Here is a 12,239-nt window from a genome sequence, read left to right as displayed (position 1 = left end):
ATTCCTATTCTGCCTCTGGCACTGCTTCAGCTTCTGATGCTTCTTCCTCAGCCGCTTCATCTTCATCATCGAACCAATGAGCACGCGCCGCCATGATAATTTCATTTGCTTGATCAAGCGTAAGATCATAATCACGCAAAATACCATCTTCCTGGCTTGTTAATTCATCACCTGCCAAGTCACCTAGATCATCAAGCGTTTTGACGCCCGCTTCTCCTAATGTCACAAGCATAGGTGCCGTCAAACCTTCAATAGCAGTAAGTTCATCGGAAACACCCATTTCAAGACGTTTATTTTCTGCAACTTCAGCAATATTAGCAAGAGCTTCGCGGGCACGATTTTGGAGTTCTTCAACGAGCGCTATATCAAACCCTTCAATACCCGCAAATTCATCAGGTGCCACATAAGCAACCTCTTCAAGATTACGGAAGCCTTCACCAACTAGAAGAAGCGCAAGTGTTTCATCCACATCAAGGCTATTCATAAAGAGTTCGCTGCGCTCTTTATATTCTGCTTGACGACGCTCACTTTCATCCGCCTCAGTCATAATATCAACCTGCCAACCAGTCAGCTGTGATCCAAGTCGCACATTTTGACCACGACGACCAATTGCTAGGCTTAATTGATCTTCGCCAACGACCACGTCCATACGGCCCGCATCTTCGTCGATAACCACTTTTGTTACATTGGCTGGAGCAAGCGCACGGATTATATAAGTCGCCGGATCTGGTGACCATTGAATAATATCAATTTTTTCACCTTGCAGCTCTTCAACCACAGCTTGAACACGACTACCACGCATACCAACACAAGCACCTACAGGGTCGATACTTGGGTCATTACTAGTGACAGCGATTTTTGCACGACTCCCTGGGTCACGACTGACGCCAACAATGCCAATAACACCATCATAAATTTCTGGTACTTCACCCGCAAATAATTTTACCATAAAGTCCGGGTGAGAACGTGAAAGGAAAATCTGTGGGCCTCTTGGCTCTTCACGCACATCCAAAATAATGGCGCGCACTCGCTCGCCATTACGAATATGTTCGCGTGCGATCAATTGATCGCGTCGAATAATTGCTTCTGCTGCGCCTAAATCAACAATTACATTGCCGTATTCAACACGCTTAACGACACCATTGATCATATCGCCAATTTTGTCTTTATATTCTTCATATTGACGTGCGCGCTCTGCTTCACGTACTTTTTGTACAATGACTTGCTTAGCAGTTTGCGCAGCAACACGTCCGAAATCAATCGCCGGAAGTTCATCAGCTAGTATATCACCGACTTCAGGGTTATCTTTATATTGGACAGCATCAGCAACGGTAATTTCCGTTGAATGGTTTTCAACATTTTCTACAACTTCTAAAACACGATATAATTTTATATCGCCGCTCTTTCTATCAATATGGGCTTTAATCTCATTTTCCATCCCATATCTAGAGCGAGCCGCTTTTTGAATGGCCTCTTCCATTGCGCCAAGAACAATTTCTTTATCAATGCTCTTTTCGCGCGCGACGGCATCAGAAATTTGTAAAAGTTCTAATCTATTTGCGCTTACTGCTGTCATACTATTAAGCTCCGTATTTTTGAGTGGCCTTCCTGACCAACAATTCGTTCATATAGTTCGGTTGTAACCTTATGATGGATTTACGGCTGAACGTTCAACCAATTCATCTGTCATAACCAATTTTGCTTTTAAAACATCGGAAAAATCAAATTGATATTTCTCGCCGTCTACTTTTATTAAAATTAAATCATTTTCAACGCCTAAGAGAATTCCTCTATAGCGTTTGCGATTTTCCACTGCCTTGATAAGCTCTATCTTTGCTTCAAAGCCTGCATAATTTACAAAATCTTTTTTGCGAGTTAGTGGTCTATCTAGACCTGGTGAACTGACCTCTAACACGTATTCGCTATCGATCGGATCTTCCACATCTAATAATGTCGAAATTTCCCTGCTTATTTTGGCGCAGCCTTCTACTGTCATTGTACCGTCTTCTTTTTCGGCCATAACCTGTAAAGTCGAAGCCTCACCTCGCGGTGAGCTAAATAGCTGAACGCGCACAAGTTCGAAACCCAATCCTTCAATGGTTGGTTCAATCATTTCTGCAATTTTATCAGTCAATACTGACGACATTTAAAAATCCATTATTTATTGCATAACACCAAAACAAAAAAGCAGGCCAGTGAAACACTTGCCCGCACAAAAAAATTTAAATTTTCAAGTGATTCGGATGATTATATATATATAGTAATTTATCGTAACTTCAAGTTCTTTATTTTATGCCATAATCTAGTTAAGCTGCTGTTTTCTTAGAAACGTCATATAAGCACTCAAACGACCTGCCTCAAGGGCTTTTAATTCATATCTTGTCGCAGGCCAATCATCCGGCCTCGTGTGCCAATCATCTGGCGTATCTGCTTGCCAGATAAAATCTTCATTTTCCATCAACCTTGCGAGTATCCAGCGACAATAATCATGATGATCCGTACCAATTCTTAACTGTGAATTTCCCTTTAAAATACGAGAAAGCACATTAAGATTTCCAGGACTTACAACACGTCTTTTATAATGTCTTTTTTTGCGCCAAGGGTCTGGAAATAATATGAACGCCCTCGATATAGAATGATCTGGTAGTGCATCCATCAAAAGTCGTGCATCATCCATAAAAAAACGGATATTAGTGACCCCTTCTCTATCAATATGATCGATTAGTCCAGAAACACCATTTAAAAATGGTTCACATCCAATAAATCCAACATCGGGATTGGCTTTTGCTTGCTCAATAAGATGCTCGCCTTTACCAAAGCCAATTTCAAGCCAATATTCCACTGGCGCATGATCAAAAAGATTTGATAAATTTAGCTTGTCGCCTTCAAGTGTAATTGAATATTTAGGAAAATATTTTTCTAAACGCTCTCTGCTTGTCTTTTTTAGAGGCTTTCCTTGTCTTCGCCCGTAAACACGACTGCCTTTTATGGATTCTAAATCTTTCATTTATTCATTTCTTTACTAGCAACGATAAATAAAAGGTATATTAGAATTCTGATTTTAGTGCATCAACTAAATCAAGTTTTTCCCATGAAAAACCACCATCTGCTTCTGGCTCACGCCCAAAATGCCCATAAGCCGCTGTTCGTTCATAAATTGGTCTATTAAGACCAAGATGTTCACGTATCCCGCGCGGGCTAAGATCCATAATGTTAGAAAGTACTTTTTCAAGCTTCGCTGCCTCAACTTGACCCGTTTGATGAAAATCCACATAAAGAGACAATGGTTTTGATACACCAATTGCGTAGGCAAGTTGGATGGTGCAGCGATCGGAAAGCCCTGCAGCAACAACATTTTTTGCAAGATAGCGCGTTACATAAGCGGCTGAGCGATCAACTTTTGTCGGATCTTTTCCAGAAAAAGCGCCGCCACCATGTTGCGCAGCACCGCCATAAGTGTCGACAATAATTTTACGTCCTGTTATTCCAGCATCACCGTCCGGGCCACCAATAATAAATTGACCCGTCGGATTAATATAAATTTCTTCCTCTGGTGGTAACCAACCTTCTGGAAGTATCTTTTCAACATGCTTTAATACTATTTCACGGACACGTTCTTGGGTTGTATCAGCAGAATGTTGAGTTGAAACAACTACTGAAGTAGCCTTAGCTGGCTTGCCATTTTCATATTGCAAGGTCACTTGACTTTTCGAATCGGGACCAAGCTCTTCATTATTTGTCGCATGTCTTTCTTCGGCTAAAGATTTAAGAATTTTATGAGAGAAATCTAATGTCGCAGGCATATAATTTTTGGTTTCATTTGTTGCATAACCAAACATAATACCTTGGTCGCCGGCTCCTTCATCTTTATTGCCTGCTGCATCAACACCCATTGCAATATCAGATGATTGCTCATGCACATGAACGGTTACATCCATTTTTTTCCAATGAAATCCTTCTTGCTCATAACCAATTTTACGAACAGCCTTTCGTGCACAATCTTCCATTACTTCTTTAGTAATGCTTTCAGGACCCCGAACCTCGCCCGCTAATACTACACGATTGGTTGTGGTTAAGGTCTCAACAGCAACACGCGCTTCTGGCTCTTCGCTTAAAAATTTGTCTACAATACTATCAGATATACAATCTGCGACTTTATCTGGATGACCTTCAGATACGGATTCACTCGTGAATAAATAATTCTCTCTGCTCAATTTCCTGCTCCTGCTCTACTATGGCATTACGTTTCGCAAATATATATAAAGATTTCTTTATATATTATTAATTGGCATTAAATACACTGCATTATCAGGAAAAGCAACTGAAAAAATCTAGCCTAATTAATAAAATTTAAAATCAAATTAGAGGCTAAATTAAAGTTACCTTCTTCGGTAAAACCAGATTTCTTTCTGGGCTTCAAACCATGATCGCCATCGGGAAGCCACGATATTGAAAGCTGATTGGATAACGAATAGTTCTCAACAATCTCTTTTGATCCCATCGAATCTCGTTCCCCCTGTAAAATAAGGGTTCTGGTTCTTAAATTTTCCAAATGATCAATACGCGGCTTATCTTGTTTACCTGGTGCGTAAAATGGGTATCCTAGACATATTAATCCGGTCACGCCCTCCTGATCAGCAATCATAGAAGCCATCCTGCCGCCCATTGATTTGCCACCAATGTAAATTTCCCCATTATGAAATTTACGACATCCTTTAATAACGTCACTCCAACATTCCAAAAGGATTTTCTGAGTATTGGGTGGTCTTTTGCCATGACCTTCTCTCCTTAAAGCCATATAAGGAAACTCAAAACGTAAAACACGGATTTTATTTTTTCCAAGATTATGTGCAAAGAAATCCATGAAATCAGTATCCATCGGCGCACCAGCCCCATGGGTAAATATAAATAGCTTTTATGAATTCTCTGGCCCGTTCCAGATTGCTGGAAGATTTATAATCTTATCCAACGGTAATATTTCCATCTACAACTAATATTTCGACACCCGTTAAACTTGCACCATTACAAGGACCCGCGACACAAAAGCCATCTTCAAGTTGAAAAAGGGCTCCATGGGTATGGCAAATAAGATAACGGCCTGTTTTTTCCATAAACCGGCCTTCATCCATGTTAAGTGGTGTGCCGGCATGAGGACAAACATTCGTATAGGCAAATGCGTTTTCACCCTGACGCTGAATAAAAATATCATAGATATTGTTACCATTACGGTAAATAAATTCCTTTGCACTGCCATCATCAATAGCTGAGAGAGAGCATAAAATATCGCCTTTATTAAAGCCGATATCCAAGTCGCTTAATTGTAAGACATTAGTCACCGGACGGAAGCCAAGGACCGATTGCCCCCATCCAACGTCTGACAGAAACTTTTTCAAAAAGCCCTGCTTTATTATAAGGGTCGTTTGCGGCAAAATCTTCTGCTTCTTCTTTGTTATTTACTTCAACGATAATCATGCTGCCACGCGGCTTTGGATCATCTCCTTCAGTAAGAAGCGGGCCGCCGAGTACGGTAATGCCTTTTTCTTGCGCATAGGCCAAGTGATCCGGCCTAACACTCATGCGCAAATCTAAACTATTATCTTTATCAAATGCGGTAATAATATAATGCATATTCAATCCTTTATTATGCTAATCTTCAATTTCATCAACAAATGGCCTGTTTAAAAGATCCATAATTGCTATTTCAACATCTTTTCCTTCGTGAAGAATTTCATTTACGGCCATAACAATGGGTAAATCTAAATCTTCTCTTTTACAAATATTCGCAAGCACCGATGATGTATGATATCCTTCCGCTACGGTTCGGCGTCCCGACATCACGTCTTCGACTTTTTTTCCTTCGCCTATTGCTATTCCAAGAGACATATTTCTCGACTGCGGCGAAGAGCAGGTCAATATCAAATCACCTAAACCGCATAGCCCCATCATTGTGGCGCGTTTAGCGCCATAATGTTCCCCAAAACGCACCATTTCAGCAAGTCCCCTGGTAATGAGTGCCGCACGTGCATTATCACCCATATTACGTCCTGTTGTTATACCGCAGGCAATAGCAAAAACGTTTTTCAGTGCACCGCCGATTTCAGCTCCGAGTACATCGCGTGTCGCATAAGGTCTAAATGTTGGCAGCCCGATGGCCGTTGATAACCGCAGGGCAATTTGTTGATATTTTGATGCAACCGTCACAGCAGAAGGCAGTCCTTTTGCAACTTCGTGGGCAAAAGTTGGGCCAGATAAGACAACAAGGGGTGATTTCGGCAAAACTTCCGCCACGACTTCGCTCATCAACATACCGCTAGACTGCTCTATTCCTTTTGCACACAGAACAATAACAGCATTTTCAGAAATATGTTCTTTTAAATCACTAAGCACAATTCTAAGAAATTGAGCCGGCACGACCATAAATATAAAATCAACCCCCGCAATATCTGAAAGCTTAGAAGTTGCCTTTACATGTTCTGAAAGTTCAATACCGGTTAGAAATAATTCATTTTCATGTCTTTCATTAATTGACGTCACGACTTCATCTTCGCGGGCCCAAAGTGTTACGTCACAACCCGCTTTCGCAGACTGTTGCGCTAATGCCGTTCCCCAAGCGCCGGCACCAATCACGCCAATTTTCGTTATTTCAGATGATTCAATTTCAGACACGTCTTATTTCCTTTTTTACCCTTTTATCTTTTTTTATGCTTTAACACCAGCACCAATAGCAGGTGGCGCATCTGGATCTAAAGGCCATCTTGCTTTCGCACCAATTTCTAAACCTGAAAATTCTTTGAGGTGGTATTTTTCCACACCAGCCCATGCAATCATTGCCCCATTATCCGTGCAAAGTGATATAGGTGGTGCTTTAACATTAAAATCATAATTGGTACATAATGAAGCCAATTTTTCCTTGATCACACTATTGGCCGCTACGCCACCTGCTACCACCAAGACCTTGTTATCTGTCCCTTGTTCAAGATAGTGTTCAATACCTTTCTTAACTCGGTCAATGATACTATCCGATAAAGCTTCCTGAAAACTTGCTGCCAGATCACAAATATCTTGAGTTGTTAAATGTCCACCATTCTCTTCAACCACTTGGTCACGCGCCCTCAGAACGGCCGTTTTAAGTCCGGAAAATGAAAAATTACTTCCTGGCTTACCTTTTAATGGGCGCGGAAATTTAAATCTATTCGCTTTACCGTTTAAAGCCGCTTTTTCAACGGCAGGCCCGCCAGGATAGTTAAGTCCTAATATTTTTGCCGTTTTATCAAAGGCTTCCCCGGCTGCATCGTCGATGGTTGTGCCTAATCTTTGATAGTCTCCCACCCCTTTAACGATCAATAATTGACAATGCCCACCAGATACCAAAAGCAATAGATAAGGAAATTGCACCTCTTCCGTTAGGCGGATAGATAAAGCGTGTCCTTCAAGATGATTTACACTGATAAGCGGCAACCCTTTAGCCAATGCTATCGATTTGGCTGTCATTAAACCAACCATAACACCACCGATAAGACCAGGGCCCGATGTAACCGCAATGGCGGAAAGGTCATCAAGTTCTATATTTGCCTTTTCTAATGCTTCACGCACTAAGTGATTTAAATGATCAATATGAGAACGCGCCGCAATTTCCGGAACGACGCCGCCATAAGGTTTATGCTCTTCTAATTGAGTAAGGATAATATTGGCCAGTATTTCTTTCTCTTCAGATACAATTGCAACAGCGGTTTCATCACAACTGCTTTCTATCCCCATAATCAGTGCAGGAGATTTTTTTTGTTTTTTTTGCATCTTTACTGGCTTCACCGTTAGAATTCCATTAAACCTAATTTAAATATCAAAAAATATAACACAGGCTCTAACATCTGGACATAAGTAGTGCAAGAAACAGTTAAAAATAATCTTGTAATTGGAACCCGCGGCAGCAAATTAGCACTGGCACAAGCCGAAGAGGTTAAAGGATTATTGATCGAAGCTCATGATCATTTAAATGAAGATAATATCGAAATCAAAGTTATGTCTACACGTGGTGACCGAGTTCAAGACAGGAATTTAAGTGAAATTGGCGGTAAAGGACTGTTCACCGAAGAAATCGAAGAGGCGTTATATGAAGGCGAAATTGATATAGCCGTACATTCATTAAAGGATATGCCAACCCGATTGCCCGAAGGACTTGAACTTGTTTGCTATTTAGAACGCGAAGATGTCAAAGACGCTTTTCTTTCTGCTAAAGCCAATTCATTATTAGACTTGCCTAGAGGAGCCGTACTTGGAACATCTTCCTTAAGGCGTAAGGCACAGGCGCTTTACTTGCGGCCAGACTTAAAAGTCGTTAATTTCCGTGGCAATGTACAAACTAGACTTAAAAAGCTTGATGATAATGTTGCCGACGCAACCTTCCTTGCAATGGCTGGCTTAAACCGATTAGGCATAGATGACAAAAGAGTTATACCGATTAATACCGCTGAAATATTACCTGCCGTTGCTCAGGGTGCTATCACTATTGAAATCGCTTCCAAGAATGACGTCATGAGGTCAATTTTAAAACCATTAAATCATGAGGAAACTGAACTTCGCGTTCGGGCAGAAAGAACAATGTTAGATATCCTTGATGGATCCTGTAGAACGCCAATTGCAGGACTTGCCAACATAACGGGCGACATCTTGACTTTGGAAGGGCGTGTTCTTGATGAAGATGGCACCAATGAACGAAAGAACTCTGTAAGTGGTGATAAATATGATCCTGAGGCAATTGGTCAGGAACTAGGACAACTTTTAAAATGCGCTTCCTCTTAATCCGTCCGATAGAAGAAAGCCTTACGCTTGCACAAAAATTGGAAGCTCTTGGGCATTGTTCGGTCACTAATCCTGTTTTAACGATCGAAGCGGTATCACCGAGCGTGCTTGATTTAACATGCTATCAAGCGCTCGTCTTCACAAGTGCTGTGGCCGTGAGAATTTTCGCAAAACATTATGGCGTCGGTGATCTGCCGATATATACCGTTGGTCAAAAAACTGCTTTAGCTGCAGAAAGGCTAGGATTTAGAGATATTCAATCTGGAGATGGCGATGTTAACAAGTTGGCTCAACTGATAAAGTCTACTGCTGATGCATCACACGGCCCTCTACTCTATTTATCCGCCGCTGACATCGCACAAGATTTAAATGAATTGTTGAAAGATAACGATTATCAATTAGATCGCGTTATACTATACAACGCCAAAGCCAAGACTACTTTTGAAGAATTGACTATAAAAGCCCTTAAAGAACGTAAGATTGATTATATTCCCTTTTATTCATCGCGAAGTGCCCTTATATTTAAAGAAATAACTAATAAAACGAATATGACTGAGTACTTAAATCAAGTCACAGCATTGTGTCTAAGTTCAAACATTGAAGAAAAAATTAGCGATTTACCTTGGAAAAGAACATTAACCGCGACGAGACCGAATGAACCCGAGCTGTTTAATTTAATAGGGATAGGCCTATGAGGAAGTACAATGACCGACAAAAATGATACCCTCCCAGACAAAAAGGACATAGTACAGGACAACTTTTCGCTTAAAAATGAAAAGAAAAAAGAAGCATCCTCAAAGACGCCTAATTATGCGTTAAGAGTGTTGTTGCTCCTGCTACTATTTTTATCTGGATTAATTACCGGGATATATTTTTTACCGGCATTACAAGAACGGCTCCCTTTCATCGCTGAATGGGTTGGAGAAAATGATAATACAACCTTAGCGGAGTTAAATGGAAAAATTTTAGAACAACAATCTGCAATCAACGACTTAACAAAAATTGCCGCTGATCAAGAAAGGCGTCTAAACCAACTTTCTTCGTCACAAAATGCGACACTAAGCGATGATATAGAGCGCCGCATAGGGTTATTAGAAGAAAATTTATCTATAGACACTCAAGAAAATACACCAAATTTTGATGCATCTCAATCAAATCGAATTGATATGCTTTTAAGTCGTATGAGCCAACTTGAAGCATCTTTTATTCCTTTAAGTAAAAATATGTTTGATGGGGCACAAGCGCAAAAAGAACGTGAGGCGCTTCAAAAAGACGCTCTTAACTTGAACGAAAAACTAGCACTCCTTGAAAACCGCCTTGCCACCGTTGAGACACAGGCCGCTCGAGACAATACAGGCCTTTTGCTAAATCTAAAAATTGCAGAGCTTAAAAAGAAAGTTGTCTCTGGAGAAGTTTACGAGAAAGAACTTGAAACCATACGTACCTTAATTGAAACCGGATCGCTTAAAGCCAATAATATCATGCTAGCCGCCATAGAAGAGCTTGAAAAAACGGCACAAGCGGGGCTAGTTACTCCCGATCAATTAAAACGCAGTTTTAATGGATTTATTCCAGATCTTATTTCTGCAAGTAATATAGACACATCTGCTTCTTGGTGGCAAAACACTTTAAGTAAATTGCAAAATATGATCTCCGTCAGAAGAACAGAGACGTCAACTGCAGATAATAAAAGCTTAGACGGTATGATCAATGATATTGAAAGTTGGCTCAATACTGCTGACTTCAATTCAATTCTCCAAGTTGTAGATACACTTCCCACTGCATTACAGGAATTACTCACGGACTGGAAAGCAGATGTTGAAAACTGGATTAATGGTGAAGAGGCAATTGAAACCCTTGAATCAACAGCTGCTGAAAGCTATCTGGTTTCAAATATTCCCTCCAATATGAGGGCGGTTGCATGATACGCCTCACTTATTTTAGTATTATCGGCATTGTTATCGCGTTATGTGCGTACTGGATAACCTCTAATCCCGGACAAGTTTTAATAAATTGGCAAGGATGGGAAATTCGCCTTTCTGTAGACGTCTTAATAATCTTAATCGTTCTCTATACTTTTACGTTTTTAATGGTTTTAAAGCTGTTAAGATGGCTGAATATAGCAAACTTCTTATCAAACCCTAAGCGCTTAGCCACCAAACGGGCAAAAGCAGAAAGTCATTTAGATCAAGCATGGGGGTCTTATGCACTAGGTGATTTTGAACTCGCCTTAAAACAAGGCCTAAAAGCCAAATCCGCAAATGGAGAAAATAATAGCGCATTACGTTTACTTGCCAAGGTAACCCAAAAGCTTGAAAAAGATGAAAATCCTTATTTAGAAAAACTAAAACTCAGTTCTGGCAATAATATTTGGGTTCATAAGCAAGATTTACATAAATATTTACAAGATAAAAACTGGCCTGCCGCAAAAGAAATCGTTTCTTTAATGTTAGAAGAGCATCCCAAAAATCCTTACCTGCTAAAAGAAGCTATTTTGCTCAACGCTCGACTTTCTGACTGGGAAAATGCGAAAAACTCAATTTCCAGTATGGAAAAAAATAGATCCTTTTTTGCAAAAAATGATCTAAACCATATTAAAGCCGTCGTTGATTATGCCCTCGCCCTTGAAGAAAAGGCAGCAGGCAAAAAATCAGAGGCCCTTAATTTGCTCAAAACATCACTTAACAATGATCCTTCTTTTGCGCCGGCTGCATTGGCCGCCATTAAAACTTTGATAGAACTAGGTGATATCAAAACAGCTGAAAAAACATTGAAAGCAATTTGGAAAATAGCCCCCAATGATGAGCTTTCAGATGTTGCGCTTGATTTAAACCCACAAGAAAGCAGCACCGAAACCTATAGAAGAGTTAAAGTACTATGTGATAGTGCTCCACATTTTGCAGAAAGTCAGCATCTCCTTGCAAAGTCTGCTATTGCTACGAAACATTGGCCAGAGGCTCGAAAAGCTCTTGATACACTTATAGGTTCCGACAAAGCTTCAAAAGAAACTTATATGCTTTTAGCTAAGTTAGAGGTGAAACAAAAAAATGACTATGAAGCTGAGACCAAGTTCCAGAAAATAGCCGAACAAAAGCCTCTAGGAAATAAATGGCTCTGTCATGCTTGCGGATCAAGTCCTCAACATTATTTTCCCATCTGCGACGAATGTGGCGAATTTGATAGCGTGAAATGGTCTAAAAATTAGCTCGGTTTTTACCAATTCAATTTCAGTCGTCAAAAAGAATTATTTCTTCACTAGAGATACAATCTGGATTTAGACATTCAGGCGTGCCGTGCCTTGAACAAATACTTGAAACATCGGAATCGCAAAAGCCGCATAATGCTTTAACTTGCGGCAAAATAACGGCATCTTTTCTTATTTCAAATCCTTTTTGTTTGAACTTTTTCAACGTTCTAGAAAACGTTTCGGGCTTCATATC

General features: G+C 40.3%; 14 protein-coding genes. 4 read left to right on the top strand and 10 right to left on the bottom strand.

Annotated features, from left to right (window positions below):
- Nucleotides 1-4: 4 nt before the first annotated feature.
- The 9 genes from nusA to tsaD form a co-directional block, all read right to left on the bottom strand.
- A complete protein-coding gene (gene nusA / locus ACTF6W_RS04765) occupies nt 5-1,576 on the bottom strand; it encodes a transcription termination factor NusA (RefSeq protein ID WP_438993403.1) in 1,572 nt (523 codons plus the stop codon).
- A 69-nt stretch (nt 1,577-1,645) separates the two neighbouring features.
- Entirely contained in the window at nt 1,646-2,146 is a 501-nt protein-coding gene (gene rimP / locus ACTF6W_RS04760) for a ribosome maturation factor RimP (RefSeq protein WP_438993402.1), read from the bottom strand.
- A gap of 156 nt (nt 2,147-2,302) precedes the next feature.
- The gene (trmB, locus tag ACTF6W_RS04755) at nt 2,303-3,007 is read right to left on the bottom strand and encodes a tRNA (guanosine(46)-N7)-methyltransferase TrmB (RefSeq protein ID WP_438993401.1); all 705 of its coding nucleotides are present in this window, start codon (nt 3,005-3,007) and stop codon (nt 2,303-2,305) included.
- A 40-nt stretch (nt 3,008-3,047) separates the two neighbouring features.
- Nucleotides 3,048-4,214 (bottom strand): methionine adenosyltransferase, encoded by a 1,167-nt coding sequence (metK, locus tag ACTF6W_RS04750; protein ID WP_438993400.1) that lies wholly within the window; start codon nt 4,212-4,214, stop codon nt 3,048-3,050.
- A gap of 122 nt (nt 4,215-4,336) precedes the next feature.
- Entirely contained in the window at nt 4,337-4,906 is a 570-nt protein-coding gene (locus tag ACTF6W_RS04745) for an alpha/beta family hydrolase (RefSeq protein WP_438993428.1), read from the bottom strand.
- 55 nt (nt 4,907-4,961) lie between these two features.
- Complete coding sequence (locus ACTF6W_RS04740) at nt 4,962-5,393, bottom strand: Rieske (2Fe-2S) protein (RefSeq protein WP_438993399.1); 432 nt, start codon at nt 5,391-5,393, stop codon at nt 4,962-4,964.
- A complete protein-coding gene (locus tag ACTF6W_RS04735) occupies nt 5,329-5,628 on the bottom strand; it encodes a YciI family protein (RefSeq protein ID WP_438993398.1) in 300 nt (99 codons plus the stop codon). The genes ACTF6W_RS04740 and ACTF6W_RS04735 overlap by 65 nt, the downstream gene beginning before the upstream one ends.
- An 18-nt stretch (nt 5,629-5,646) precedes the next feature.
- Entirely contained in the window at nt 5,647-6,666 is a 1,020-nt protein-coding gene (locus ACTF6W_RS04730) for an NAD(P)H-dependent glycerol-3-phosphate dehydrogenase (RefSeq protein WP_438993397.1), read from the bottom strand.
- A 33-nt stretch (nt 6,667-6,699) separates the two neighbouring features.
- Nucleotides 6,700-7,794, bottom strand: a complete 1,095-nt coding sequence (gene tsaD, locus ACTF6W_RS04725; protein ID WP_438993396.1) for a tRNA (adenosine(37)-N6)-threonylcarbamoyltransferase complex transferase subunit TsaD — start codon at nt 7,792-7,794, stop codon at nt 6,700-6,702.
- Nucleotides 7,795-7,881: 87 nt separating this feature from the next.
- Between tsaD and hemC the strand changes: the two genes are divergently transcribed.
- The 4 genes from hemC to ACTF6W_RS04705 are packed head-to-tail and all read left to right on the top strand — an operon-like array spanning nt 7,882 to nt 12,004.
- The gene (gene hemC, locus ACTF6W_RS04720) at nt 7,882-8,799 is read left to right on the top strand and encodes a hydroxymethylbilane synthase (protein ID WP_438993395.1); all 918 of its coding nucleotides are present in this window, start codon (nt 7,882-7,884) and stop codon (nt 8,797-8,799) included.
- Entirely contained in the window at nt 8,784-9,494 is a 711-nt protein-coding gene (locus ACTF6W_RS04715; RefSeq protein ID WP_438993394.1) for a uroporphyrinogen-III synthase, read from the top strand. Before hemC ends, ACTF6W_RS04715 begins: the two co-directional genes overlap by 16 nt.
- Before the next feature lie 9 nt (nt 9,495-9,503).
- Nucleotides 9,504-10,724 (top strand): COG4223 family protein, encoded by a 1,221-nt coding sequence (locus tag ACTF6W_RS04710; RefSeq protein WP_438993393.1) that lies wholly within the window; start codon nt 9,504-9,506, stop codon nt 10,722-10,724.
- The gene (locus ACTF6W_RS04705) at nt 10,721-12,004 is read left to right on the top strand and encodes a tetratricopeptide repeat protein (RefSeq protein ID WP_438993392.1); all 1,284 of its coding nucleotides are present in this window, start codon (nt 10,721-10,723) and stop codon (nt 12,002-12,004) included. The genes ACTF6W_RS04710 and ACTF6W_RS04705 overlap by 4 nt, the downstream gene beginning before the upstream one ends.
- Before the next feature lie 22 nt (nt 12,005-12,026).
- Here ACTF6W_RS04705 and ACTF6W_RS04700 read toward each other — a convergent pair.
- Nucleotides 12,027-12,239: helix-turn-helix domain-containing protein (locus ACTF6W_RS04700; RefSeq protein ID WP_438993391.1), on the bottom strand; the 213-nt coding region annotated here is incomplete at its 5' end.

The organism is Pseudemcibacter sp., assembly GCF_965661635.1.
Lineage (GTDB): Bacteria > Pseudomonadota > Alphaproteobacteria > Sphingomonadales > Emcibacteraceae > Pseudemcibacter.
Note: the sequence above shows the minus strand (reverse complement) of the source record. Positions and strands in the feature narration are given on the sequence as shown.